A 25,050-nucleotide genomic window follows, 5' to 3' on the forward strand; every position below is an offset into this window, starting at 1 on the left:
ACGAACGGTCCGGTATCGGGCGGCCTACCCGCGGGACGGTCGTGGTCGGGCGGCCACCAGCACGGACGGTCCCGGTGCCGGGCGGCCCCATGCGGGGACGCTCCGGGTGTCGGGCGGCCTACCTGCGCGAACGGTCCTCGTCAGGCTGCCACCTGCGCGGCGAGCTCCAGCCGGGAGGGCACCCGCGGTGACCGGCTCGATCGGATCGCTCGCGCGGACCGGCCTGGTCGGGCGGCCCCACGTCGGCGCCCTGTCCAGGCCGATCGCGGGCGCGGACGGGCCACGTCGGACGTCCGCTCGCGCGGGCGCGGACGGGCCACCACTCGCAGGAGCGGCACCGGTCAGGCGGTCCACCGGTCGCCCGGTCAGGCGGCCCACCGGTCAAGCGGTCGCCCGGTCAGGCGGTCGCCCGGTCAGGCGGTACCCGGTCAAGCGGTCGCCCGCGCGGCCGCCCGTCCGGCGGCGCGCCCCGAGAACAGGCAGCCCCCGAGGAAGGTCCCCTCCAGCGAGCGGTACCCGTGCATGCCACCGCCGCCGAACCCGGCCACCTCACCGGCCGCGTACAGCCCCGGCAGCGGCGCACCGCCCGCGCCGAGCACCCGCGCGTCCAAGTCCGTCTCGACCCCGCCGAGGGTCTTGCGAGTCAGCAGCGACAGCCGCACCGCCACCAGCGGCCCGGCCGCCGGGTCCAGCAGCCGGTGCGGCGGGGCGACCCGGACCAGCCGGTCCACGCTGTAGTGCCGGGCGGCGCGGATCAGCGACACCTGCGCGTCCTTGCCCAGCCCGGAGGTGACCTGCCGGTCCCGGGCCACGATGTCGCGTTCCAGCTGCTCGGCGTCGATCAGGTCGGTACCGGTCAGCTCGTTCATGCCGCGCACCAGCTCGGGCAGCGTGCGGCGGGTGACGAAGTCGGCGCCGCGCTTGACGAACTCGGCGACCGGGCCCGGCGTCACCTCGCCGCCGCGGGCGAGCACCTCGCCGATGCTGCGCCCGGTGAGGTCGGGGTTCTGCTCCGAACCGGACAGCGCGAACTCGCGGCTGATGATGCGCCGGTTGAGCACGAACCAGGTGTGGTCGTGGCCGGTGGAACCGATGTGCGCCAAGGTCGCCAGCGTGTCCGCGCCGGGGAACAGCGGCGGCGGCAACCTGCGGCCGAGCGCGTCGATCCAGAACGACGACGGTCCCGGCAGGATGCGGATGCCGTGGTCGGTCCACACCGGACCGTAGTTGCGGATTCCTTCGGTGTAGTGCCACATCCGGTCGGAGTTGATGATGCGGCCACCGCTGTCCCCGACGACCTCCAGCATCCGCCCGTCCACGTGGTCGGGCACTCCGGCGATCATCTTCGCGGGGGCGGGGCCGAGCCGCGCGGGCCAGTTGCGCCGCACCAGGTCCAGGTTCGCGCCGATGCCGCCGGAGGTGACCACGACGGCCTGCGCGCGCAGGTCGAACTCGCCGATCGCGGTCCGGGAGCTGCGCTGGCCGCGGGAGACCCCGCTGGGTTCCAGCACCTCGCCGCGCACCCCGTCCACCGCACCTCCGGTGGTGGTCAGCCCGGTGACGCGGTGCCGGAAGCGCACTTCCACCCGGCCGCGCTCCTCGGCGGCGCGCACCCGGCGCAGGAACGGCTCCAGCACGCCGGGCCCGGTCCCCCAGGTGACGTGGAAACGCGGCACCGAGTTGCCGTGCCCGGTGGCCAGCGATCCGCCGCGCTCGGCCCACTGCACCAGCGGGAACAGCGACAACCCCTGCTCGCGCAGCCAGGACCGCTTCTCCCCGGCGGCGAAGTCCACGTACGCCTCGGCCCAGCGGCGCGGCCAGTGGTCGTCGTCGCGGTCGAACCCGGCGGTGCCCTGCCAGTCCTGCCAGGCCAGTTCGTGCGAGTCCCGCACGCCGAGCCTGCGCTGCTCCGGGGAGTCCACCAGGAACAGGCCGCCGAACGACCAGTGCGCCTGCCCGCCCAGCGAGGCCGCCGGCTCCTGGTCGAGCAGCAGCACGCGGCGACCTGCGTCGGCCAGCTCCGCGGTCGCGACCAGGCCGGCGAGCCCGGCCCCCACCACGATGACATCGGCGTCGAACGCCACCAGCGACTCCTTTGCTCACTCGGTCGGAAGCTCTGCGAACTATAGGCCGCCGGGCCGCCCCCGACGCCAGTCCGCGGAGGCCCGCTCTCGCATCCGGCGGCCGCGATTGCGCTGAACCGCTCAAGGACCTTCCCCCGCCGGGTCGGACGCATGCGGTTATCAGCATCTGACAACGGCTCTTCCACGCGGCGGGACGCTCCGGCAAGCCTGTGAACCAGGACACAGCTCAACGGAGAGGAGTCCGCGTTGCGAGCGGTCAGAGTGCACGCCTACGGCGAGAGACCCGTGGTCGAATCGGTTCCCGATCCGGCCGTGCGGGAACCGCTGGACGTGCTGGTCGAAGTCGGGGCGGCGGGTGTGTGCCGCACCGACCTGCACATCATCGAAGGGCAGTGGGCCGACAAGAGCGGCGTCGCGCTGCCCTACGTCATCGGGCACGAGAACGCGGGCACCGTCCGCGAGGTCGGCAGCGCGGTGAGCAACGTACGCCCCGGCGACAAGGTCATCCTGCACCCGCTGGTGACCTGCGGGCTGTGCCGCCCGTGCCGCGGCGGGGACGACGTGCACTGCGAGAACTCGCTGTTCCCCGGCATCGACACCGACGGGGGCATGGCGGAGCTGCTGCGCACGAACGCCCGCTCGGTGGTGAAGCTCGACGACGGGCTGGAACCCGCCGAGGTGGCGGCGCTCGCCGACGCCGGGCTCACCGCGTACCACGCGGTGCGCAAGGCGGTGCCGCTGCTGCACCCCGGTGCCCACGTGGTGGTGATCGGCGCGGGCGGGCTCGGCCACATCGGGCTGCAGTCCCTGGTGGCGCTGACCCCCGCCGAGATCACCGTGGTGGACCGCTCCCCGGAGGCGCTGCGGCTGGCCGAGCAGCTCGGCGCGCACCACGCGGTCCGGGCCGACGGCGGCCAGGTCGACGCGGTCCGCGACATCACCGGCGGGAAGGGCGCCGAGGTGGTGCTCGACTTCGTCGGCGAGAACGGCACCGAGGCGGACGGCATCGCGATGACCCGGGACGCCGGGTCGTACTTCGTCATCGGCTACGGCGGCAGGCTCGACGTGCCGACCATCGACGTCATCTCCCGCGAGATCAACGTGGTCGGCAACCTCGTCGGCTCGTACCTGGACCTCGACGAGCTGATGACGCTCACCGCGCAGGGCAAGGTCTCGCTGCGCACCCGCACCTACCCGCTGGACGCCGCGCTGGACGCGCTCGACGACCTCGATTCGGGCCGCATCCCCGGCGGCCGCGCCATCCTCGTCCCCTGACCCGCCCCACCACGGAGGTTCGCCATGTATGAGAAGGACGGAACGAAGTACTTCATCGTCGACAGCCACATCCACGCGTGGGACGGGACGCCGGCCAACCAGGCCAACCGCTACGGCGAGGGCTTCCTGAACTGCTTCTTCGACTACCACCGGAACCTGAGCCCGGAGTCGGAGATCTGGACGCACGAGCAGTTCCAGAAGCAGAGCGAGGAGAAGATCCTCCACGACCTGTTCGAGGTCGGGTACGTCGACAAGGCCATCTTCCAGCCGACCTACCTCACCGACTTCTTCGTCAACGGCTTCAACACCACCGAGCAGGACGGCGCGCTCGCGGAGAAGCACCCGGACAAGTTCATCGTGAACGGCGGCTGGGACCCGCGGGACGGCGAGGCCGGTCTGGGCGCGCTGGAACGGCTCGCGGAGCGCTGGCAGCTCAAGGGCACCAAGCTCTACACCGCGGAGTGGAAGGGCGAGTCCAAGGGCTGGAAGCTGACCGACCCGTGGGCCTACCGCTACCTGGAGAAGTGCCAGGAGCTGGGCATCCGCAACATCCACATCCACAAGGGACCGACGATCTACCCGCTGAACCGGGACGCGTTCGACGTGGCCGACGTCGACGACGTGGCCTCGGCGTTCCCGGAGCTGAACTTCATCGTGGAGCACGTGGGGCTGCCGCGGCTGGAGGACTTCTGCTGGATCGCCACCCAGGAGCCCAACGTCTACGGCGGACTCGCGGTGGCGATGGCGTTCATGCACCACCGGCCGCGCTACTTCGCGCAGATCATCGGTGAACTGCTGTTCTGGCTGGACGAGAACCGGATCACCTTCTCCAGCGACTACGCGATCTGGACGCCGAAGTGGCTGGTGGAGCAGTTCGTGGACTTCCAGATCCCGGAGGACATGCAGGACGAGTACGGGGTGCTGACCACCGACGCGAAGCGCAAGATCCTCGGCCTGAACGCGGCGCGGCTGTACGACATCGAGGTGCCCGCGGAGATGCGCGCCGCCGAGCCCCAGGTCCCGGCCGGCCGCGAACCGGTGGCCTCCGAGCTGAACCAGGAGGTGATGTCGTGATGACCGCGGCCGTGGACCTGGAGACCGAGGTGTGGCGGGCGCTGGACGCGGTGCTCGACCCGGAGCTGGACCAGCCGGTCACCGAGCTGGAGTTCGTGTCGCGGGTGGCGGTGGACCGCGCGGACGTGCAGGTCGACCTGCGGTTGCCGACCTACTTCTGCGCGCCGAACTTCGCCTATTTGATGGTCGCCGACGCGCACGACGCGGTGGCCGAGCTGCCCTGGGTGCGGCGGGTGCGGGTGCGGCTGCTGGACCACTTCGCGTCCGAAGAGATCAACGCGGGAGTGGCTGCCGGGGACGGTTTCGACGCCGCGTTCCCCGGGCTGGCCGCCGGTGAGCTGGAAGAGCTGCGCAGCACGTTCCTGCGCAAAGCGCACCTGGCCTACCAGGAGCAGGTTGCCCAGCAGCTGCTGCGTTCGGGCACCGAGCTGGAGCAGCTGGTGCGGGTCCGGATCGGCGAGCTGCCGCCGAGCCCCGCGCTGGACCGGTTGCGCAGGCGGCGGGGCCAGCTGGGCCTGCCGTCCGGACCGGAGGCTCCGCTGCTCGTCGACGACGAGGGTGCTCCGGTGCCCGTCGAGGGGTTGTCGGCGCGGCTGCGGTTCGCCCGCACCACGCGGGTCAGCATCGAGGGCAACGCCGGCTGGTGTCGTGGCCTGCTCGACACCCGGTACGGGCCAGGCGGGGAAACCGCCCGGCCTCGCCTACATTGAGGAGCATGGACGCGCTGCCCACCGGCGGGCGGAACCCGCGGCACAACGGCGCCAAGGCGCCGACGGGGACGTTGCAGTCGGTGGGCCGTGCGCTGCGGGTGCTGGAGGCGATCGCGGATTCCCCGTGCGGGGTGAGCGCGAAGTCCCTCGCCGCTCAGCTGGACCTGACCCTGCCGACGACGTACCACCTGCTGACGACGCTGGTGGAGGCCGGTCACGTGGTGCACCTGACCGAGCAGAAGGTGTTCGCGCTGGGCTACAAGGCGCGCTTCCTCGGGCAGGCGCTGTCCCGGCAGCTCGCGGTGCCGCCGGAGATCGCCGCGGCGATCCGCCGGTTGCACCAGCACGCGGACGCCGCCGCGTACTACGCGATCTACCGGGACACCGAGGTGGTCATCGCGCACGTGGAGGACTCGGACCGGCGTCCGCGGGTGCAGCCGCTGGACGTGGGGTTCCACCAGGCCTCGCACGCCACCGCCTTCGGCAAGATCATGCTGGCGGCGATGGAGCAGCAGCAGCGCGGGCGCTACCTGGACCAGGCCGGGATGACGCCGTGCACGCCGTCCACGATCCGCACCAGGGAGGCGCTGGAAGAGCACCTCGCGCACGTGCGGCAGTCGCAGATCGCCTTGGAGATCGCGGAGTTCCAGCCGGGCCTGGCGTGCATGGCCTCGCCGGTGTTCGACCCGGCGGGCTGCGTGACCGCGTCGGTGGCGATCTCGTTGCCGATCGCGGAGTTCCGCGCTCGGCGCTGGGCCGTCGAGCGCGCGGTGCGGCAGGGCGCGGTGCGGGTGACGCGTGCGCTGGTGAGCCGGCCGCGCGGGTGAGCGGGATCTTCCGGCCTGCCGTCCTTTCCGGGCGGCAGGCCGGAAATCCACTCGGTCGGGGTGTATCCAGCTGAAGTGCTGGCGCTCTGATCGCGGTTTCGGGAATCTGGGTTCAGTCCGGGCCACGTCTTGGGCCGACAGGACACCTCTTCCGATTTTCCCTTGCCGTGAAAGGAGATCCAGCATGTCCGCTGCCGCCACCACGATCTCGGAGCCGCGTCGCCGAAACCGTCCACTGTGGACCAGGGCACGTTCCGCGCTGACCCCGCTCCTCGCGCTCGGCATCGCGCTCGGCGGGCTCGGCGGAGCCGCGAACGCGGGGCCCGCGACACCGATCCCCTGCCAGGACGGCGCGTTCTGCGCCTACCCGCACGTCGAACTCCAGGGCGAACCACACCGCGCCGAGCTGCGTGCGACCGCCGTGGAGGAGTGCGTCGCGCTCCCGGCGGAACCGGAGGTGAAGTCCTTCGCCAACCAGACCGGGAAACCCGTCACGGTGTACCAGGACCCGGACTGCGACACGCACGCCGACTTCGCGACCTACCCGTCCGGTTCGCACGCGCCGCGGTCCGACTACGTGCCGCGGGCGATCAAGATCTGGTCACGCTGACCCGGTGTCGGCGGGCGCACCGCCCGCCGACCCGGCCGCCCCCGCCGCACCCGGCACCAGCACGCGCAGCAACCGCCGCGCCGACCGGTCCCAGGTGAACAGGTCGGCCTGCTCGCAGCCGCCGCGCACCAGCTCGGCGCGCTGCTCCGGATCGTCCACCTCGCGCACCGCCGCGGCGAAGGCCGCGACGTCCCCCACCGGGAAGAACCGCGCGTGACCACCGGTCACCTCGCGGAAGATCTCCAGATCGCTGCACACGACAGGAGTTCCGGCATGCATCGCCTCGATGATCGGCAACCCGAAGCCCTCGTCCCGCGAGGCCGTCACCAGCGCCGCCGCCCCGCGCAGCAGCGTCCGGTACGCGTCCTCGTCGATGCCGTTCCAGAACACCACGTCCGAACCGGCGGGTACCAGCGCGCGCAGCTCCGCCTCCCTGGCGGGCGCGATCCGGCTCAGCAGGTGCAGGCGGTACCCGGGCAGCGAACCCATCCCCGCGATCAGCGTCTCGACGTCCTTGTAGGGCATGAACGAGCCCATGTAGACGAGTTCGCGGACCTGGCCGGCCGGGACGTGCTCGGCATCGACGGGCTCCGGCAGGCCGGACGGCGCGTTCGGCACCACCGTCACCGGCCGCCGGGTGAGGCGGTGGCGGCGGATGAGCCGCGCGGTCGTCTCGCTGACCGTGACGACCGAGTCCGCCCGGTTCAGCAGCAGCCGCTGCGGCCAGTAGGCGCGGTGGTACAGCCGCCAGATCGCCCGCACCGGCAGCGGCAGGAAACCGGGCGGTTCCGGGTGCCGGTAGTAGATGAGGTCGTGCAGCGTGAGCACCAGCCGGTACCGGCGGCCGAACCCGCCGATCACCTGCATGGGGCTGAACACCACGTCCGCGCCCAGCGCGTGCAGCCTGCTCGCCAGGGACAGCTCGCGCACCGAGAACGGACTGTTGATCTTGACGTGCGGCACCTCCGCGGGCAGCAGCGCGAGCTGGCGCCGGTCGTGGATCAGCATCGTCACCGGGTGCAGGGCGTGCAGCGCGCGGATCAGCTCGGCGCCGAACCGGCTGATCCCGTCGTGCGCGTCGACGCGGGTCCACCGGGCGTCCACGAACACCCGCGCGGGCCGCCCGCCTGCGGGCTCCGCCGGTTCGCGGGACTCGTCGGAGCCGACGTGACCTAACGAACCGGTCGTCCCGGTGCCGGTGTCGGTCGTGCCGGATTCGGCAGTGCTGGGTTCGGCGGTGCTGGGTTCGGCGGTGCCGGGTTCGGCGGTCCCGGCCGGTTCGGCGGTCTCCGCCGGGCCGGTCGGCTCCGCCGGATCAGTAGGACGGGCGGTCATTGCTCTCCCAGGAAGCGATCGATCGCGGCCGCGGCGGCGGCAGGCGTCTCGTAGTGCACGAGGTGCCCGACCTCCGGGATCACCACCAGCTCCGCGTCCGGCAGGCCCGCGACGAGTTCGCGCTGCCCGGCCAGCGGGGCGATGTCGTCGGTCTCCCCCGCGATCAGCAGCGTCGGCATCGCCAGCGCTGCGCGGTAGTCGGCCACCGTGCCGGTCACCGAGGCCTCGTAGGTCTCGGCGAGCAGCGCCGGGCTGTGGAAGCGGGAGAAGTGGCGCCGGTGGCTGTCGTGCACGAACCGCCGCACCTCCGGGTCGCGGCTGCGCAGCATCACCAGCCCGGTGCCCCACACCACCAGCCGGTTCGCCAGCAGCGCTCGCCCCAGCCGCGACGGCAGCGCCGTGCCCAGGGCGTAGTACAGCGAGGTCAGCTTGGACAGCACCACCCGCGGCCCCCGCAGCGCGGGAGTCGAGATCGGGTTGACCAGCACCAACCGTTCCACCAGTTCCGGATCACGGGAGGCGACGTGCGCGGCCACCACCGAACCGAAGGAGTGCCCGAGCAGCACCACCGGCCGCTCGCGGCCACCGAGGTGCTCGATGAGCTCGATGATCGCGTCGGCGTAGCCGGGCACGTCGTGCGCGCGCCCGGTCATCGGCCCGGAGTCGCCGAACCCCGGCAGATCGGGGACGACGGCGGTGCCGCGGTGCAGCCGGGCCACGATCGGCTCCAGCCCGTGGTGGGTGCCGCGCAGGCCGTGCACCAGCACGACCAGCGGATCCGCTCCCGCATCCACCGAGCCCGCGGGCTGCTCGGAGCCCTCCTGCTGCTCAGAACCCTGCTGCTCCGGGCCTTCCGGCCGCCCCGGCACGTCGCCGGGAGTGCGCGATCGGTAGGTCCAGAAGTGCAGGTCGGAACCCTGGATCCGCGCCACCTGCGACTCGGACCGCGGTTCCGGTTCGGACGGCCCCGTTCTCGCCGGCGATGGTCTGCTGCTCACGGCGGCGCCTCAGCTGGCCAGCTCGGCGGGCAGCTCCACCGGAGTCGCCCCGTCGTCGTGCGCGAGCGCGTGCCGGTAGATCGATTCGAAGCGGGCCAGCACCGCGTCGATGTCGTGCTTGCCGCTGACCAGCCGCTCTCCCGCGGCGCCCATCCGGTCGATGGTGGCACGATCCGCGAGCACGTCGTCGATGGCGTGCGCCAAAGCGTGCACGTCCCGCGGCGGGTACAGCCAGCCGTTCTCGCCCGCCTCGACCAGGTGCGGCAGCGCCATCGCGTCGGCCAGCACCACCGGGGTGACCGCGGACATCGCCTCCATCGTGGCGAGGCTCTGCAGTTCGGCGATGCTCGGCATGCAGAACAGGTCCGCCCTGGCGTAGGCGTCGAGCAGCTCCTCCTCGTCGACCAGGCCGGCGAAGTGGACCCGGTCGGCGATGCCGAGCTCGGCCGCGAGTTCGGCCAGCGGCTCGCGGCAGCTGCCGTCCCCGACGATCTCCAGCCGGGTGGCGTGCTCGGTCTTGAGCAGCGCCATCGCCCGCAGCAGGTCGTCGATGTGCTTCTCCTCGTCGAGCCTGCCGACGAACAGCACGGTGCGGGTAGCGGGGTCCGGGTCCTGCTTGCGCAGCTCCTGCGCCCGGCGGCGGTACCGGCCCACGTCGATCCCGCAGGACACCGGCACCGCGGGGCGGGAGAACCCGTTGTCCTGCAGCAGCTGCACCGCGCGCGGCGTGGGCGCGGTGACCAGCTGCGCCTTGCCGTAGTGCTTGATCAGGTTGTGCCAGAGCAGCCACGCACCGGCCTTCTGCAGGGCCCGCGGGATGCGCACGTAGCCGAAGATGTTCTCCGGCATGAAGTGGTTGGTGGCGATCAGCCCGATGCCCTGGCGGCGCGCCGCGTTGATCAGGCCGCGCCCGATGAAGAAGTGCGACTGGACGTGCACGATGTCCGGCTGGATCTCGCGCAGCAACCGGTCGGCGACCGACGAGGCCTGCCACGGCGGGCAGGCCCGGAACGTCGGGTGCGCCGGCGTGCGGTAGGACGCGACCCGGTGCACCGTCACGCCGTCCTCGACGCAGGTGCTCTCGTTGCGGTCCACCGAGTGGCAGATCACGTGCACGTCGTGGCCGCGGCGGGCCAGCCCGGTCGCGAGCCGGTGGCCGAAGTTCGCCGCACCGTTCACCTCGGGCGGGTACATCACCGCGCCGATCACGATGCGCAGCCGATCTCCGCCGAACGGTTGCGAAGTCAAGTTGAACTCCCGTCAGAACGTATCCGCCGAACGTCGGCCTCGCCGTCGCCGGCCGCGGTTGCTTGCACTCGCCGATCTTGGGTGTCCGGGTGGTGCCGCGCGAGCGCGAACACGCCTGCGCAGGCGATCACGGCGCACAGCAGCTCACCGATCGCGGTCGCACCGTCCACGGCGTCGGCCTCACCCAGCAGCCCGATGCCCAGGCCCACCGCCACCAACGGGTCGATCACGGTCAGGCAGGCCACCACCAGATCGGGCGGGCCGCTCGCGTACCCGTGCTGCAGCAGCCAGCCGCCCACCACCATCGCCACCACGATCACGACCAGCGGCAGCGGGTTGATGTTCAGCAGCGGTTCGCTGCCGAACTGCTGGACCAGCGCCCGCACCAGCAGCGAGACCAACCCGTACGCGACGGCGCAGCCCGCGGCGTACGCCATGCAGCGAACCTTCGACCTGGTGAGCAGGCCGACCACTCCCAGCGCCAGCACCGCGCCCGCCACCAGCTGGGTGGCGAGCAGCTGGTCGTCCGGGAGTACCGGCGTGGAGGTCGCGCTGCCCGCAGCGAGGAACACGAACGCCGCGACGCCACCGGTCGCGGCCAGCACCGAGAGCACCACGTGCACGTTGAGGTCGCGCGTGCGGATGCCCTGCTGGCGCGCGTTGAGCAGCACGGTGATCGGCAGCGCCAGCACCCCGACCGGCTGCACCACGCTCAGCGGCGCCAGTCCCAGCGCGCAGGCGTGCAGCAGCGCTCCGCTGCCCAGCGCCAGCAGCCCCAGCAGCCATCGGTGGTTGCGCAGCAACCGCACCTGGCTGCGCACCTTCAGCCCGTCGTCGCCGATCGCGTCCTGCACCGCGCCGTGCTGCAGCCGGGCGCCGACGGCGTATCCGCACGCGCCCAGCGCGGCCAGCGCCACCGCGAGTGTGTTCACCGCGCACCCCGCTCCACGAAGCTCACCTGCCGGTCATCTCCCGCGCAGGCCCCCGGCGCGAACTCGGCGGGTCCATCGCGGTGCGCGACGAGGCGCGCACCACCGGTGACGCCGCCCGCGAGCGGACGGCCACCGGTTCCACCCCTGGTCGCTGCCGCCGCAGGCAGCCCGTGCTGTTCGTCCACGCCGCTCAATCTCGCGCATCGCGGGCTCGCCCCGCATCGGGGCACACCCTCAATTTCCCTGATCCGGTTCGCCCGGCGGACCGGGCCCGCTCGGCCCCGCCATTCCGGACCCGACCACCCCATGATGGCCCCGGCCCGCTCGTACCCGGGCGCACTTCCGCCGATTCGGCCGGTTCGTCCTGGACAGCGGGCCCCGATTCGTCCGAACGCCGCAACAACGGGCGCTCCACCCCGGCGCCACCCGTTCCGAGCAAGGGATCACCCGGAGCACCCCGGCCCACGACGCCCGGCCACTCGATAAGACTTCCAGCTCCCCGAGAACCCGCGGGGAAACAATCGGCGAATAGCCGCGAACGGCCCGCGCGCGGGAAACGCGCGGGCGCCCCGCGGAAGCCTCGAACCGGATATTGAGAATGCGTGCCGTGAACGGATGAACGCAGGCAGTGCACGTTCCGGCGCGCCGCCCCGTGCGCCTCCGGTGAATCCGCGGGCACGAGCAGCGGCGGGGTACGCGCCACATACCCCGCCCACTCATTACCGCCCGCTAGATCCACGTGCACGACTGTAGAACAAGACCCCTGAGACGCTTGTCAGCAACACAACGAACAGCGGTTTCCCCCGCGGCCGCCAGGGCGCGTCCGAACCGCGCAAATCGTTACGCCGTAGGAATAAACGCACGCCAGCGGGCGACGATCACGCATTCAAGATCAACTATTCCGGCGGGGAATCGTGATCGGACCAACACGCTGAACCGTTCCCGGCGAGCCTCGGACCGCACCGCGGACGCCACCGGGGGTGGGACGATGCTGCGATGCCCGCCGACACCGGAACCGACCCCGAACGCGATTCCACGGGTCGCGCGTCCGCACCGGCCCGCCGCGCGGGCACCGGCCTCCGCCGCTGGGCGAGCAGCACGCCGACGCTGCTCGTGGCCCCCGCGCTGGTGGCCGCGGCCGCCGCGTGGGCGGCGACGGTGCACATCGGCTCCGGCGAGGTCCCCGGACTGGTGGATCCCGCAGTGCGCTACGGCGCCCCGGTCGTCCGGGCGCTGCTGGACGTCGCCGCCGTCGCCACCGTCGGGCTGGTCCTGCTGCCCCGGCTGGTGCCGGATCGCGGCGCCCACGCGCGCAGGCTGTTCGCGCTGACCCGGCGGATCTCCGTGATCACCGCACTGAGCTGGCTGGCGTGCTCGCTGCTGCTGCTAGGGCTGTACACCGCCGAGCTCTCCGGGGGCACCCCGACCGCGGAGGACGTGGCCGGGTACGTCACCGGAGTTCCGGCCGGGGCCGCGCTGGCGTTGAGCGCCGCCTGCGCCGCGGGCTGCGCGGCGCTCGGCCTCACCGGAGTCGTCCGCGATGCCCGCGGGAGCGGTGCCGACCGGCTCACCGACGACCTGGGCGCGGTGCTCGCGCTGCTCGGCCTGCTGCCGATGCCGCTGACCGGGCACGCCGTCGACTGGGAGTACCACAACCTGAGCATGGTCTCGGTGCAGCTGCACGTGCTCGCCGCCGCCGTGTGGGCGGGCGGGCTGGCCGCGATCACCGCGTTCGTCGCCCCGCGCCGCGGTCTGCTGGCGAGCACGCTGCCGCGCTATTCGAAGCTGGCCACCGGCGCGATCGCGCTGGTCGCGGTGTCCGGGGTGTTCAACGGGATCACCGAGCTGACCGCGGCGGGCGCCGGGCTGGACGGCCTGACCGGCACCGGGTACGGCCGGATCGTGCTGCTCAAGGCGGTGCTGCTGGGGCTGCTGGCCGCGCTGGGCGGGCACGCCCGGTTCCGGCTGCTGCCGCTCGTCGAACGCCACCGGCGCACCGCGCTGATCACCTGGGCCGCGGTGGAGCTGGGCGTGATGGGCGTGGCCTACGGGCTGGGCGCGGTGCTGGCCCGCGCCCCCGTCCTCACCTGACCGTGCGCAGGAGAACGGCCCGCCCGACCAGCCACGCAGGTCGAACGGGCCGTGCACCCGAGGTGGATCAGCGCGGGATGCGCAGCACCTGGCCGACGTAGATCAGGTTCGGGTCGGTGATCCCGTTGGCCTGGGCGATCGACTGCCAGCCCACGCCGACCTTCGCGCCGATCCCGGACAGCGTGTCCCCCGGCTGCACCACGTAGGTCTCGGGCGCGGGCGGGGCGGGCGGAGCGGGCGGCGCCTCTGCGCCACCGGTCAGCACCGGCAGGTCCACCAGCGACACGTTCAGGTCGGTGTCCCCGGCGATGCCCGGCACCTTGCCGTCCGAGGCGTGCTGGTGGATCGCGACCCGGTCGGTGAGGAAGCCCGGCTGCCCGGCGGGACGGCCGTAGTGCGCGACCCACAGGAACACGCCGGGGTCGACCCACGAGTCGGTGGCCAGCTTGTCGCTGAACCACGTGGACGAGGCGTAGACGACGACCTCGTTGCGGCCGGTGTGCCCGCGCAGCGCGTCGACGAAGCCCTTGATCCACGCGCCGAGGTCGGCGGCCTCGGTCTCCATGTCCAGGCACGGCGGCAGGTTCCCCGGGCCCGCCGCGCCGGTGCGGGCCAGCTGACCCGCGAAGTCCGCGGCCTCGGCCTGCGGCGAGTTCGTGTCCGGCCGGGCGAAGTGGTACAGCCCGGTCACCAGGCCTGCCCCGCGGGCTCCGCCGAGTTGCGAATCCAGCGTCGGGCTCACATAGCCGACGCCTTCGGTCGCCTTGATGTAGGTGAAGGCGAATCCGGCGCCGCGCACCGCGGCCCAGTCCGGTTCTCCTTGATATCGCGCGACATCGATTCCTGGAATGCTCGCCATCCCCGAACCCCCTCACTTCACCGGATGCGGCCCGGTGCGCGAGTCGCGGCGCACGAACCGGATCGGCGGTCTCGTCTCGGTCTTCGGTCTGTTCCGCCGACCCCGGCGCCGGCATTTCTTCCGAAAGCGAGGAACGATCTTCGCTGCCGGCCGGGGACAGTTCTCACAGCCAACGTATCGAAGGTCAACGATCATCGAGTTCCGCCGTTCAGGTCAAGAGCTCCACCCGATCGGTCCTGTTTTCGCCAAAGCGATCATGTCGCCTGCGCACGGCCCCAGAATTCGATCATGCTCGGGCGCGCGGGTCGCGGACCCGACCGGGTGGCGGCAGAGTGGGAGCGGCTCGCACGGCGGCACCCTCCATCCGGGGGAACTCCGCCCGGACCGGGCAAGACGTGCAACCACCCGTGGCGCCGAACGTCTTCAGAACAGCGGACCGGATACGACGACGGGCCGTACGAGGCGGCCGATGGAGGTGGGCGACCATGTTCTCGCAACGACTGGACACCAGGAAGCCGGGCGTGGTGACCCGGGCGGGCCTGAAGATCGGGCCGCTGGCGGCCGTGGCCCTGGGCGCGGCGCTGCTCAGCGGTTGCGGTGCACCGGGCGGGCAGGTGGCGTCGACCGCGGACGCCCCGGCTTCGACCATCCCGCAGCCGACCCCGTCGGAGGCGCAGCCCGCCCCCGCGGAGACCACCGACGCCGACCCGTCGACCGCCGCCAACAGCCGGCCCGACTCCTCCGGCCAGGCCGCGGCGGAACCGCGCAGCCAGGTGGAGCGCTGCCACACCTCGCAGCTGTCCGGCGCGGTCGGCGACGGCGACGCCGGCGCGGGCCAGCGGTACGCGGAGCTGAAGCTGACCAACACCAGCGGCGAGACCTGCACGCTCTACGGCTACGGCGGCATGCAGCTGCTCGGCGCGGGCGGCGAGGAACTGCCGACGAAGCTGGAGCGCACCCCGAACCCCGGCCCGCAGGTGGTGCGGCTGGCTCCCGGCGAGTCGGCGAGCTCCACGCTGCACTGGACCGCGGTCCCGCACGAGGGCGAGTCCGAGCAGGGCCCGTGCCAGCCGGAACCGGCGCGCGCCCTGGTCACCCCGCCCGACGAGGAGGACCCGCTGACGATCAGCTGGGGCATGGGTTCCGTGTGCGGGTTCGGCTCGATCGGCAACAGCGCGTACCACGCCTGATCTCCCGTCCCCGAACTCGGGACGGACGGAGTGCCCGGTGCCGCAGGCGCCGGGCACTGTCGCGGAACGAGCAGGTGACAGGCTCATCGCGGGTGCTGGTCTTGCCGGAGCGGTTGTGCTGGGGTGGGAACCATGATCGAGGCTATTCAGCGGTCCGTCGGGGGTTCGCAGGGCGAGCTGTTCGTGCGCGAGTGGTCGGGGCGCGCCCCCGGCTGGATCGCGCTGCTGGTGCACGGCTACGGCGAGCATTCCGGCCGGTACCAGTGGCTCGCCGAGCAGCTGGTGGCGGCGCGGGCGCTGGTGGTGGCACCGGACCTGGTGGGGCACGGCGAATCCCCCGGTGAGCGGGTGCTGATCGGCGATGCCGACCAGGTGGTCGCCGACGTGGAGGCGGTGCGCCGCGAGGTCTCGGACCGGTACCCGGAGCTGCCGGTGGTGCTGGTCGGGCACTCGCTGGGCGGGTTGTTCGCGGTGCGGTTCGCGCAGGAGCACCAGGACGAGCTGGCCGCGGTGGTGCTGTCCAGCCCGGTGCTCGGCACGTGGCACGTGCTGGACCTGTTGGAGTGCGACGAGATCCCGCAGGCGCCGATCGACCCGTCGACGCTGTCCCGCGACCCGGAGGTGGGCCGGGCCTACGAGGCGGATCCGCTGGTGTGGCACGGCTCGTTCAAGCGCGGCACGTTGAACATGATCGACCGCTGCCTGGAGGCGGTGAACGACGGTCCGGTGCTGCGGGTGCCGACGCTGTGGGTGCACGGCGAGGAGGACGAGCTGGTGCCGGAGGCCGACACGCGCACCGGCATCGACCGGGTGCGCGGGCAGGACTTCCACGAGCACATCTACCCGGGCGCGCGGCACGAGCTGTTCAACGAGACCAATCGCGCCGAGGTCGTGGACGAGGTGCTGACCTTCGTGGGTCGCGAGCTCAACACCTGAACCGGCGATCACTCGTCAGCCTGACTGCTACTACTCCCTCGCACGCACCGCTACGACGAACCGCGCCATCACCCGGCCGAGCCTCACCCGATGCTCACCCACATGAGCGAAGTGGGCAGCGGCGCCGATTGCGGACGAATCGAGCAGGGCACCACGGGTGTACGCGGCACCGCACGAAGGCCGGGCTGCGCGACGTCCCGGCCGAAGCGACGAGCCCGGGCTGCGATCCCAGCAGACGAGTGAGGCGGTAGTCATGAAGGACGTCAAGCGTGCACAGGACCTCATCGGCAGCGAGGTGTACGACCGGGAAGGTGACCGGATCGGCCGGGTCGGCAACGTTTACGTCGACGACGCCGACCACCAGCCGGAGTGGGTGACGGTCCGCACCGGGCTGTTCGGCACGAAGGAGAGCTTCGTCCCGCTGTCCGGCGCCGAACGCGGCGAGAAGGGCATCAACGTCGGGGTGACCAAGGAGAAGGTGCGCGACGCTCCGCGCGTCGACGCCGAGCAGGGCCACCTGTCCGACAAGGAGGGGCACGACCTCTACGACTACTACGGGCTCGCCCGCGGGTCGGCCTCGCCGCAGCAGCGGGACGTGCCGCACCAGCAGAGCGGCACCACCGAGTCCGGCACGACCGAGACCGGCTCCGGCGGGTCCGGCTCGGCGGCGGGTGGCATGGCGGCCGGCGGCGCTGCCGCGGGCGGCGCGGCGATGGCCGGGGGCCGCACCGCGACCGGCGCCACCGAGCAGGACACCGCCAAGACCGGCACGACGACCTCCGGTTCCGGCAAGGGCGGCACGGCCACGACGGGTTCGAGCGGCCGGACCGCGTCCGGCTCGGCCACGGCGGGCGCGGCGGGGGATGCCGCGGGCATGACGTCGATGACCCGCTCCGAGGAGCGGCTGCGCGTCGACACCGAGCAGATCGAGACCGGCCGGGTCCGGGTCCGCAAGTACGTGGTGACCGAGCAGCAGACCGTCACGGTGCCGATCAGCCACGAGGAGGTGCGCATCGAGCGGGAGCCGATCGCCGAGTCGGATCGCGGCTCGATGGGCAAGTCCGGTTCGCTCGGTGAGGACGAGCAGGAGGTCGTGCTGCACGAGGACCGCCCGATGGTCAGCAAGGAGACGGTGCCGGTGGAGCGGCTGCGGCTGCGCACCGAGCTGGTCACCGAGGAGCGCACGGTGCAGGACGAGGTGCGCCGGGAGCGGTTCGACGTGCAGGACCGCACCGGCGGCGGCAAGCACGAGCGCTCCGACGAGAAGGGCGGTTCGGGCGACCGCTGACGCCCCACCGCACGCACCGGCCCCGCCGTCCTCCTCGGGCGGCGGGGCCGTCGTCCGTCCGGGCGGGTGCGAACGGACGCCCCGGCCACCCGTCCGGACGGTTCGGCGGCCGCCGTCCGGGTCGGCCGGGCCGCCACCGGTGAGCCGGACGGCGACGTGGTTCACCTGATCAACCCTTCGTCCCGGGGTGCCGGATGCGGGAGAATGCCCCGGCGATGGTTGAGAACTCCGGGCTAGAACTGCTCATCACCGTTGTCGTGGGCGCCGACGACGACCGTTCCGCACGCGACGCGTGCCGCGGGCTGCTGCGCCGGGTCGGTGGCCGGATCGTGGAATCCGGGGACTGCTCCGACGAGGAGCCGGGCTGCTGGTCGGTGACGATCGGGCGCTCCGCAGGGGAGCCGGGCGAGTCGCCCGGTCCGGCGGCGCTGGCGCGCGCGGTGCGGAACTTCCTGCGCGAGCTGGGGCCCGGCTACACCGGGCTGCGGGTGGCGTGCGAGCCGCCGACGGCGTGGACGGTGCTGGACGAGCCCGAGCTGCTCGCCGACCTGGTGGCCGGTGGCGAGCGGGTGCTGGTGGAGGCGTGGGCCGGTTCGGTGCTGCCCGGAGCCGGTTTCGGCCCGGCGGCGGACGATCCGGACGAACCCGCGCCGGAACCGGAACCGGTCCTGGACGCGCTGGACGAGCACGGCAGGCCGCGGCCGCGGCTGGAGCTGCTGGTGGACGTGGTCACCGAGCGGAAGTCGGGCGCGGAGTGGCCGGCCCGCGCGCTGGCGAGCCGGTTGTCCCGGACGTCGACGATCGTGGACTGGACGGAACGACCACCGATGGTGCGGATCGTGCTCGACCTCGGCCCGGCGCTGGGCGAGCCGGCCGACATCGTGCGGGACGCGGTGCGCGTGCTGGGCGGTGGCGGCTGGTCCAGGTTGCAGGTGCGTGAACGGTCGGCGAACTCCCGGTGGTCGGCGGCTCCGACCCCGCCGTCGGGGATCGCCGCGGTGGAGCTGAGCGCGGTCGTACCGGTTCCCGGTGCGGCGGAGCGGCAGCCCGCGGGATGACCGGGTGGAGATCGTCCGGGGAGGTCCGCCGCCGTCGCCGCGGCGCCGCGCGGAGGGTCTTCGGTGCGGTCGCCGCCTCTGATCAACATCGTCCGCCCTGCCCGCGAACGGGCTAGTGGCGGGCGCTAACTTGTGGATCGACGTACCCCGATCAGCTCCCTCCGGAGGTTGGCTGCAGATGGCGAGCGTGGACGATGTTCGCAGTGGAGTTGCTCATGCCAAGCAGAAGGCCGACGAGGCGATAGGCGCGCTCCAGCAGGCCCATTCCGCGTTGGACGAGGCGCAGAACATGCTGACCCAGGCCATCCAGGGCAGCGGGCAGGACGAGATCCTGATGGCCCGCAACATGCTGGTGGAGGCGACGGAGAACCTGCGGATGGTGGGCGGCACGATTCGCAGCAGCATCGACTCGGCCGAGAGCTGGGCTGGGCGGTTGTGACGTGTCGTCGCTGACCGAACTGCTCGCCGCGGTGCGCGCCACCGAGGCGAAGCTGGACGAGGCGCGGCGGCAGCTGTCCACGGGCAGGCGTTCGCTGTCGGAGACGCAGGCGGCGCTGGCCCGGCTGGATCCGGACAACCCGGAGACGGTGGTGCCCGCGGATCTGCGCCGCGCCGACGACGGGCTGGAACGCACGCTGGAGTCGATCACGCACGTGGTCGAGGCGTTGCGCGCGTTCGCGATGCGGCTGTGAGCCGGCTGCCGAGCGGGCCGCCCCCGGCCGGTCGCCGCGGGGGCGGGATGCGGTGTCCCGCGCCACCGCGCGCCGTTGACCACACATTCCGAGTGGTAGTTTCCTCACGGTCTGTAACACCAGGTGCCGAGGTGGGGTGTGCGCAAACGCAACGAGCGGCGTAGCAGCATCGAGACGGCTTTCGGGCACCTGCGCAGTACCGTCGCGACCGCTCTCGGCGCCGCCGAGAACGAACTCGAACGGGTCCGGGCCTCCTACGCCCAGCGGGAGTTCGCCCAGCGCATCGCCGCGGTCGGCCTGTCCCGGGTGGAGCGCGAGCCGTCCTTGGTCTGCGAGGCCCGCGACCTCGCGTTCGACGGCGCGATGCAGGAGGCCCGCTCCGAGCGCGAGCAGATCTTCACCGAGTGGAGCGGGTACGGCCCGGACCGGCTGGCGGCGCTGGTCGCCGAGGCCGCCCCGGGCACCGCCGGACGCCCCTGGCAGGACTGGCTCGGCGAGCCGGGCACCGCCGAGGCGAGCTCGCTGCCGCCGCAGCTGTGGCACATCGGCTCCGGCCACGTGCCCGGCTCCCCCGATCCGCGCCCGTTCCCGGTGGCGGTGCCGATGATCGACGAGGCGCACCTGCGGATCACCTCGAACCGGCAGAGCCTGGAAGCCCGCGAAGCGCTGGTGCAGAACCTGGTGCTGCGGATGCTCAGCCACTACAAGCCCGGCCTGGTCCGGGTGCACGTGTGGGACGTGGCGCAGCTGACCGGGACGCTGCCGGGCCTGTACCCGCTGACGAACGCGGGGCTGCTCACCGCGCACGATCCGACGCGGCTCGGCGAGATGCTGGAGGAGCTGTCCGACCACATCCGCCGGATCCACACCAGCGCGCTCAACGGCGGGCACATCTCGCTGCGCGCGCTGGCCGAGGACACCGGGCAGCGGGACGAGCCGTGGCGGATCGCGGTGCTGTTCGGCGACGGCGAACCGCTGCGCGAGGAACAGCAGCAGCAGTTGCAGCGGGTCGCGCGCAACGGCCTGGCCTGCGGCATCCAGCTGATCGTGGCGGACCTGCCGATGACGGTGAACAGCTCCGTCGAGTCGGTGACGCTGCACGCCGAGGACGCGCGCACCAGCATGACCGGCCCGGAAGCGGTGGTGCGGCTGGACGCCCCGCCGTCGCGGGAGCTGGTGACGAAGGCCTGCTCGGCGATCGCCACCGAGTTCGTGACGCGCCGCTCGCGGGTGCGCACCTTCGCGGACCTGGTGCCGGAGACGCTGTGGGTGCAGCGCTCCGCATCCGGGTTGCAGGCCCCGGCGGGGTTCCACGAGGGCGAGCCGGTGAAGGTGACGCTCGGTGACGCGAGCCCGCACACGCTGATCGGCGGCCCGAGCGGGTCCGGCAAGACGAACTTCCTGTACTCGATGCTCGGCGGCATGGTGGCCCGGTACTCGCCGGACGAGCTGGAGCTGTACCTCCTGGACTTCAAGGAGGGCGTGTCGTTCGCGCAGTTCACCCCGGGCCGCCGCGACCCGACCTGGCTGCCGCACGCGCAGCTGGTCGGCGTGAACGTGAACGAGGACCGCGAGTTCGGCTTGGCGCTGCTGCGGTTCCTGGCGACCGAGATGCGCCGCCGCGCGGACGCGGCGAAGCAGCACGAGGTCACCAAGCTGGAGGAGCTGCGGGCGGAGAACCCGTCCGGGCGCTGGCCGCGGATCGTGGCGGTGATCGACGAGTTCCAGTACCTGTTCGCCGAGCGGGACACGGTGTCCGCGCAGGCCACCTCGCTGCTGGAGGACGTGGCGCGGCGCGGCCGCTCGCAGGGCATCCACCTGGTGCTGGCCAGCCAGGACGTGTCGGGCATCGAGGCGTTCTGGGGCAAGCCGGCGATCTTCGAGCAGTTCATCCTGCGGATCGCGCTGCCGAAGGCGCGCCGGGTGCTGGCGGACCAGAACGAGGCGGCGCTCGCGCTGCCCCGCTGGCACGCGGTGATCAACCACGAGTCGGGCGTCAAGCACGGCAACGAGGTCGCGCGCATCCCGGACGCCACCGCGAAGGGCACCTTCGACGAGCTGCAGCGCCGGTTGTGGGAGCGGCGGCAGGAAGGTGCGGCGCCGCCGCGGTTGTTCGACGGGTCGCTGCTGCCCGCGCTGTCCGAGCTGCCGGACTTCACCGGGCTGACGACGGTCGAGGAGTCGCCGGTCGCGCTGCTCGGGCAGGTCATCGACGTGAACGGCACGGCGGCGGCGATGCGGATGGAACGCTCGCCGGGCCGGAACCTGGCGGTGATCGGATCGGTGCGGGTGGACGCGGTGAGCGTGCTGGGGGCGGCGGCGTTGTCGCTGGCGCGGCAGCACGAGCCCGGCAAGGTCCGGTTCACCCTGCTGGGGTTGGTCGAGGAGGTCGCTCCCGACGTCGCGGAGTTGGCCGAGGCGTTGAAGCAGCAGAACCACCACGTCGAGATCGAATACCGGGTGGAACAGGCGTCGAAGAACGTCGTGCCCGATCTCGCGGCGAAAGTGGAGGCCCGCGCGGCCGAGGCCGCGGACAGCGACTCGATTCCGGAGTACGTCCTCTTCTTCGGCGTCGACGCCGCGCACTCCGCGATGGAGAAGAAGAACACCGACTTCACCAGCGGCCTCGACCACCTGCGCAAGCTGCTCAAGCAGGGTCCGGAGCAGCGGGTGCACGTGCTGGGCTGGTGGCGCAGCGCGCAGCGGGTGAAGACGACGCTGATGGGTCCGGTGGACGAGATCGGCGCCTGGGTGGCGTTCGACGTGCACGGCCAGGAGTTGTCGAGCTTCGCCGCCGGGCAGCTGGTGCACTGGTCGCCGCGGGCGCGGCGCGGCCTGTTCTTCGACCGCTCGGTGCACTCCCAGCCTGAGGTGGTGCTGCCGTTCGACCTGGCGGGCGCGCTGGCCGCGGATGCCCCGGAGGAGGACGCGGAATGAGCGAGGTCCCGGCTTCGGCCCGCTACAAGGAGATCATCGCGACGGCGACCGGCGCGGCGGAGCGGATGCGCGAGCACGAGCGGGAGAAGTCGGCCCGGCTGGCGCAGGAGGTGGCGGTCGCCGGGCAGCGGATCGCGGCGGCGGAGGAGGCCCGCGAGGAGGTCGTGGCGGGCGTGGAGCTGCGCTGGAAGCACGCGATGGAGGCGCTGTGGGACGAGCGCTGGATGCGGGTGACGCCGATGCCGCACCCGGACCACCGGGTGGCGCCGGGCCGCGCGGCGGACTTGATCGCCTCGGTGCAGTCGGCGTACCTGGTGCTCCGGCGCTCGTTGGAGAAGTCCCGCTGGTCGCCGTCGCGGCGCCGCGGGACGCCGCCGGAATGATGTTGCCAAGATTCTTCGAACCTGGTTCGATTTCGTTAGCGATACCACTGCCGCGGCAGGAATAGGTCCACCTCGGAGCGGGGTTCCTCCCAGCGGGGCGTCGTCGGCGCGCACGCGCGGCACCGCCGTCCCACCATGAGTGCACCCTCAGTGCGCACTATTTCCGACACGAACCAGTTTCGTATATATGGAGGCCAGCGTGACGAACCAGGGACTTCCGGACACCGGCGTCGAGATCCGGCTCGCGAGCCGCCCGCAGGGCTTCCCCACCCACGAGAACTTCGAGACCGTCGAAGCCCCGGTCGCCGCGCCCGAAGAAGGCCGGATCCTGGTCCGCAACGTCGTGATGAGCGTCGACCCCTCGATGCGCGGCCGGATGAACGACACCAAGTCGTACGTGCCTCCGTTCCAGCTCGGCAAGGCCCTGGAAGGCGGCGCGGTCGGCGAGGTCATCGCCTCCGCATCGCCGCTGTTCCAGGTCGGCCAGCACGTGCTGCACTACGGCGGCTGGCGCGAGTACGCGTCGGTGAAGGCCGAGCGCGCCGTCCCGGTCGACCCCGACGCCGCGCCGCTGAACGCCTACCTCGGCGTGCTGGGCATGCCGGGCTGGACCGCCTACGTGGGCCTGTTCGAGATCGCGAAGTTCAAGGCGGGCGACACCGTGTTCGTCTCCGGCGCGGCGGGCGCGGTCGGCTCGCTGGCCGGTCAGCTGGCGAAGCTCAACGGCGCGGCGAAGGTGATCGGCAGCGCCGGTTCCGCGGAGAAGGTCCGGCACATCACCGAGGACCTCGGCTTCGACGCGGCGTTCAACTACAAGGACGGGTCGATCCGCGAGCAGCTCGCGCAGGCCGCGCCGGACGGCATCGACGTGTACTTCGACAACGTCGGCGGCGATCACCTGGAAGCGGCGATCGACCAGCTCAACGACTTCGGCCGGGTCGCCGCCTGCGGCGCCATCTCGGTCTACAACGACACCGAGCCCGCGCCGGGTCCGCGGAACCTGTTCAAGATCGTGAAGAAGCGGCTGAGCATCCGCGGGTTCATCGTGATCGACCACGAGGACCTGCGGGAGAAGTTCCAGGCCGACGTGGCGCCGCTGGTCCGCGACGGGAAGATCCACTACACCGAGACGGTGCTGGAGGGCCTGCGCAACGCGCCGGACGCGCTCATCGGCCAGCTGCGCGGCGAGAACACCGGGAAGATGCTCGTGACGATCTGATCGGCTCCGCCCGCGGACGGGTCGTGCCGCGGGACCTCGGCGGCCCCCTCGCCGCGGGATCGATGCCACCGGCGGCCCGCCGCCGGAGACGTCGCCGCCCTCGCGAGGGGACCGCCGAGAACCCGCCGGTGCTCCCGCCGGCGCTCCCGCCGCACGCATCGCCGCCGCGCAGCATCGCCGCCGCGCAGCGGCTTCGCCGCCGACGGGAAGAACGACCCGCCCGCCGTGCACGTCCAGGACAGGAGCAGGCGGTGCGCCGCTAGCCGTCGGGACGGACACCTCTTCTGCCACTGATAGCCTGATGCCACCCAGTGGCACATCAGTCGGTGGCACACCAGGAGGCGTCATGCTCGCGATCACCGTGCCGACGTTCGGCGGACCAGACGTGCTCCGGGCCGCGGAGCTCCCCGTCCCCGCACCAGGGCCGGGCCAGGTGCTCATCGCGGTCGAATCCGCCGGCGTCGGCTACGTCGACGTGATGGCCCGCGCGGGCGACTACGCGCCGCTCGCCGAACCCGGATTCGTCCCCGGCCTCGAAGCCGCGGGCACCGTCACCGCCACCGGCGACGACGTGGACCCGGCCTGGACCGGACGGCGCGTCTACGCCCTCACCTGGCGCGGTGCCTACGCCGAGCAGGTCGTCGCCGACCTGGCCGGTGTGGTCCCGCTGCCGACGGGCGTCGACGCGGAGACCGCCGTCGCGCTCGGGGTGAACGCGCTCGTCGCCCGCACCGGGCTGCGGCGAGCGGGCGTGCAGGCCGGGGAACGGGTGCTGGTCCGGGGCGCGGGCGGCGGTATCGGCGTGCACGCCGTGCAGCTCGCCGCCGCCGCGGGCGCCGAGGTCACCGCCGTCACGTCCTCCGCCGAACGCGGCGCGCGGCTCCGCGAACTCGGCGCCGCGCACGTCCAGGACCGCGCCACCGCTCGGGAGTCGGCGGACGCCTACGACGTCGTCGTCGACACCGTCGCCGGGCCCGAACTCGGCCACCACCTCGGCAGGCTGCGGGCCAACGGCCGGTACGTGCTGTGCGGTGGCGCCGGTGGCGCGCCGTCGGCGGACGCCTTCGACGCGATCATGACCGGGTTCCACCGCTCGCCGACGCTGATCGCGCTCAGCCTCAACTCGCTCGGCGCCGCGGAGCTGGCGGCCGCGGCGGCCGAGCTGTTCGCACCGGCCACCACCGGCGAGCTGCGCGGCATCGTCGACGAGCGGTTCCCCCTCGCCGATGCCCACCGCGCCCACGAACGCCTCGAAGCCACCCCGGTCTTCGGCAGGCTCACCCTGCACCCGTGACCCGGCGGCG

At 72.5% G+C, this 25,050-nt stretch carries 22 protein-coding genes; 16 read left to right on the forward strand and 6 right to left on the reverse strand.

Features of this window, described 5'->3' with window-relative positions:
- Positions 1 to 428 precede the first annotated feature (428 nt).
- Complete coding sequence (locus AC29IT_RS04390) at positions 429 to 2,084, reverse strand: FAD-binding dehydrogenase (protein WP_488217948.1); 1,656 nt, start codon at positions 2,082 to 2,084, stop codon at positions 429 to 431.
- 246 nt (positions 2,085 to 2,330) lie between these two features.
- Between AC29IT_RS04390 and AC29IT_RS04395 the strand changes: the two genes are divergently transcribed.
- The 5 genes from AC29IT_RS04395 (at position 2,331) to AC29IT_RS04415 (ending at position 6,580) form a co-directional block, all read left to right on the forward strand.
- Positions 2,331 to 3,359, forward strand: a complete 1,029-nt coding sequence (locus AC29IT_RS04395; protein WP_258343508.1) for an NAD(P)-dependent alcohol dehydrogenase — start codon at positions 2,331 to 2,333, stop codon at positions 3,357 to 3,359.
- A gap of 24 nt (positions 3,360 to 3,383) precedes the next feature.
- Positions 3,384 to 4,433 carry an amidohydrolase family protein gene (locus tag AC29IT_RS04400; RefSeq protein ID WP_488217949.1) on the forward strand — a complete coding sequence of 350 codons (1,050 nt, stop codon included), beginning with the start codon at positions 3,384 to 3,386 and terminating at the stop codon, positions 4,431 to 4,433.
- Positions 4,433 to 5,143: an iron-sulfur cluster assembly protein gene (locus AC29IT_RS04405; RefSeq protein WP_358432672.1), complete on the forward strand. Its 711-nt coding sequence runs from the start codon at positions 4,433 to 4,435 to the stop codon at positions 5,141 to 5,143. Before AC29IT_RS04400 ends, AC29IT_RS04405 begins: the two co-directional genes overlap by 1 nt.
- 5 nt (positions 5,144 to 5,148) lie before the next feature.
- A complete protein-coding gene (locus AC29IT_RS04410; protein WP_488217950.1) occupies positions 5,149 to 5,970 on the forward strand; it encodes an IclR family transcriptional regulator in 822 nt (273 codons plus the stop codon).
- A 184-nt stretch (positions 5,971 to 6,154) separates the two neighbouring features.
- Positions 6,155 to 6,580, forward strand: a complete 426-nt coding sequence (locus AC29IT_RS04415) for a peptidase inhibitor family I36 protein (protein WP_358432668.1) — start codon at positions 6,155 to 6,157, stop codon at positions 6,578 to 6,580.
- On the opposite strand, the gene AC29IT_RS04420 is transcribed toward AC29IT_RS04415, so the two are convergent.
- The 4 genes from AC29IT_RS04420 to AC29IT_RS04435 all read right to left on the reverse strand — a co-directional run bounded on the left by AC29IT_RS04420 (position 6,572) and on the right by AC29IT_RS04435 (position 11,093).
- The gene (locus AC29IT_RS04420) at positions 6,572 to 7,915 is read right to left on the reverse strand and encodes a glycosyltransferase family 4 protein (protein ID WP_488217951.1); all 1,344 of its coding nucleotides are present in this window, start codon (positions 7,913 to 7,915) and stop codon (positions 6,572 to 6,574) included. The genes AC29IT_RS04415 and AC29IT_RS04420 overlap by 9 nt on opposite strands.
- The gene (locus AC29IT_RS04425) at positions 7,912 to 8,847 is read right to left on the reverse strand and encodes an alpha/beta fold hydrolase (RefSeq protein WP_488217952.1); all 936 of its coding nucleotides are present in this window, start codon (positions 8,845 to 8,847) and stop codon (positions 7,912 to 7,914) included. Before AC29IT_RS04425 ends, AC29IT_RS04420 begins: the two co-directional genes overlap by 4 nt.
- Positions 8,848 to 8,922: 75 nt before the next feature.
- On the reverse strand, positions 8,923 to 10,161 hold the full coding sequence (locus tag AC29IT_RS04430) for a glycosyltransferase (protein WP_488217953.1): 1,239 nt from the start codon (positions 10,159 to 10,161) through the stop codon (positions 8,923 to 8,925).
- Positions 10,158 to 11,093 (reverse strand): DMT family protein, encoded by a 936-nt coding sequence (locus tag AC29IT_RS04435; protein WP_488217954.1) that lies wholly within the window; start codon positions 11,091 to 11,093, stop codon positions 10,158 to 10,160. The genes AC29IT_RS04430 and AC29IT_RS04435 overlap by 4 nt, the downstream gene beginning before the upstream one ends.
- Before the next feature lie 996 nt (positions 11,094 to 12,089).
- Here AC29IT_RS04435 and AC29IT_RS04440 point away from each other — a divergent pair.
- On the forward strand, positions 12,090 to 13,184 hold the full coding sequence (locus tag AC29IT_RS04440) for a copper resistance D family protein (RefSeq protein WP_488217955.1): 1,095 nt from the start codon (positions 12,090 to 12,092) through the stop codon (positions 13,182 to 13,184).
- Between the two features lie 67 nt (positions 13,185 to 13,251).
- On the opposite strand, the gene AC29IT_RS04445 is transcribed toward AC29IT_RS04440, so the two are convergent.
- Complete coding sequence (locus tag AC29IT_RS04445) at positions 13,252 to 14,043, reverse strand: GH25 family lysozyme (RefSeq protein WP_358432654.1); 792 nt, start codon at positions 14,041 to 14,043, stop codon at positions 13,252 to 13,254.
- Between the two features lie 485 nt (positions 14,044 to 14,528).
- On the opposite strand from AC29IT_RS04445, the gene AC29IT_RS04450 reads away from it, so the two are divergent.
- The 10 genes from AC29IT_RS04450 to AC29IT_RS04495 all read left to right on the forward strand — a co-directional run bounded on the left by AC29IT_RS04450 (position 14,529) and on the right by AC29IT_RS04495 (position 25,040).
- Positions 14,529 to 15,233 carry a DUF4232 domain-containing protein gene (locus AC29IT_RS04450; protein ID WP_488217956.1) on the forward strand — a complete coding sequence of 235 codons (705 nt, stop codon included), beginning with the start codon at positions 14,529 to 14,531 and terminating at the stop codon, positions 15,231 to 15,233.
- Between the two features lie 132 nt (positions 15,234 to 15,365).
- Positions 15,366 to 16,169, forward strand: a complete 804-nt coding sequence (locus AC29IT_RS04455; protein WP_488217957.1) for a lysophospholipase — start codon at positions 15,366 to 15,368, stop codon at positions 16,167 to 16,169.
- 253 nt (positions 16,170 to 16,422) lie between these two features.
- Positions 16,423 to 17,457, forward strand: coding sequence for a DUF2382 domain-containing protein (locus AC29IT_RS04460; protein ID WP_488217958.1), 1,035 nt, complete (start codon positions 16,423 to 16,425; stop codon positions 17,455 to 17,457).
- A 215-nt stretch (positions 17,458 to 17,672) separates the two neighbouring features.
- On the forward strand, positions 17,673 to 18,515 hold the full coding sequence (locus tag AC29IT_RS04465; RefSeq protein WP_358432646.1) for a hypothetical protein: 843 nt from the start codon (positions 17,673 to 17,675) through the stop codon (positions 18,513 to 18,515).
- A gap of 178 nt (positions 18,516 to 18,693) precedes the next feature.
- Complete coding sequence (locus AC29IT_RS04470) at positions 18,694 to 18,954, forward strand: hypothetical protein (RefSeq protein WP_224956612.1); 261 nt, start codon at positions 18,694 to 18,696, stop codon at positions 18,952 to 18,954.
- Position 18,955: 1 nt separating this feature from the next.
- Positions 18,956 to 19,207 (forward strand): hypothetical protein, encoded by a 252-nt coding sequence (locus AC29IT_RS04475; RefSeq protein ID WP_488217959.1) that lies wholly within the window; start codon positions 18,956 to 18,958, stop codon positions 19,205 to 19,207.
- Between the two features lie 138 nt (positions 19,208 to 19,345).
- Entirely contained in the window at positions 19,346 to 22,144 is a 2,799-nt protein-coding gene (locus tag AC29IT_RS04480) for an FtsK/SpoIIIE domain-containing protein (protein ID WP_488217960.1), read from the forward strand.
- Positions 22,141 to 22,527 (forward strand): hypothetical protein, encoded by a 387-nt coding sequence (locus AC29IT_RS04485; RefSeq protein ID WP_358432641.1) that lies wholly within the window; start codon positions 22,141 to 22,143, stop codon positions 22,525 to 22,527. Before AC29IT_RS04480 ends, AC29IT_RS04485 begins: the two co-directional genes overlap by 4 nt.
- A 187-nt stretch (positions 22,528 to 22,714) precedes the next feature.
- Positions 22,715 to 23,746: an NADP-dependent oxidoreductase gene (locus AC29IT_RS04490; RefSeq protein ID WP_488217961.1), complete on the forward strand. Its 1,032-nt coding sequence runs from the start codon at positions 22,715 to 22,717 to the stop codon at positions 23,744 to 23,746.
- Positions 23,747 to 24,092: 346 nt separating this feature from the next.
- Positions 24,093 to 25,040: a quinone oxidoreductase family protein gene (locus AC29IT_RS04495; RefSeq protein WP_488217962.1), complete on the forward strand. Its 948-nt coding sequence runs from the start codon at positions 24,093 to 24,095 to the stop codon at positions 25,038 to 25,040.
- The last annotated feature ends 10 nt before the right edge of the window (positions 25,041 to 25,050 follow it).

Source organism: Saccharopolyspora sp. MMCC62, assembly GCF_057736575.1.

Coding starts and splice junctions, on each gene's coding strand:
- AC29IT_RS04485 (WP_358432641.1), top strand. CDS start 22,141: ATGAGCGAGGTCCCGGCTTCGGCCCGCTACAAGGAGATCATCGCGACG.
- AC29IT_RS04465 (WP_358432646.1), top strand. CDS start 17,673: ATGGTTGAGAACTCCGGGCTAGAACTGCTCATCACCGTTGTCGTGGGC.
- AC29IT_RS04470 (WP_224956612.1), top strand. CDS start 18,694: ATGGCGAGCGTGGACGATGTTCGCAGTGGAGTTGCTCATGCCAAGCAG.
- AC29IT_RS04405 (WP_358432672.1), top strand. CDS start 4,433: ATGACCGCGGCCGTGGACCTGGAGACCGAGGTGTGGCGGGCGCTGGAC.
- AC29IT_RS04495 (WP_488217962.1), top strand. CDS start 24,093: ATGCTCGCGATCACCGTGCCGACGTTCGGCGGACCAGACGTGCTCCGG.
- AC29IT_RS04460 (WP_488217958.1), top strand. CDS start 16,423: ATGAAGGACGTCAAGCGTGCACAGGACCTCATCGGCAGCGAGGTGTAC.
- AC29IT_RS04440 (WP_488217955.1), top strand. CDS start 12,090: ATGCCCGCCGACACCGGAACCGACCCCGAACGCGATTCCACGGGTCGC.
- AC29IT_RS04450 (WP_488217956.1), top strand. CDS start 14,529: ATGTTCTCGCAACGACTGGACACCAGGAAGCCGGGCGTGGTGACCCGG.
- AC29IT_RS04445 (WP_358432654.1), bottom strand. CDS start 14,043: ATGGCGAGCATTCCAGGAATCGATGTCGCGCGATATCAAGGAGAACCG.
- AC29IT_RS04420 (WP_488217951.1), bottom strand. CDS start 7,915: ATGACCGCCCGTCCTACTGATCCGGCGGAGCCGACCGGCCCGGCGGAG.
- AC29IT_RS04400 (WP_488217949.1), top strand. CDS start 3,384: ATGTATGAGAAGGACGGAACGAAGTACTTCATCGTCGACAGCCACATC.
- AC29IT_RS04410 (WP_488217950.1), top strand. CDS start 5,149: ATGGACGCGCTGCCCACCGGCGGGCGGAACCCGCGGCACAACGGCGCC.
- AC29IT_RS04490 (WP_488217961.1), top strand. CDS start 22,715: ATGGAGGCCAGCGTGACGAACCAGGGACTTCCGGACACCGGCGTCGAG.
- AC29IT_RS04455 (WP_488217957.1), top strand. CDS start 15,366: ATGATCGAGGCTATTCAGCGGTCCGTCGGGGGTTCGCAGGGCGAGCTG.
- AC29IT_RS04415 (WP_358432668.1), top strand. CDS start 6,155: ATGTCCGCTGCCGCCACCACGATCTCGGAGCCGCGTCGCCGAAACCGT.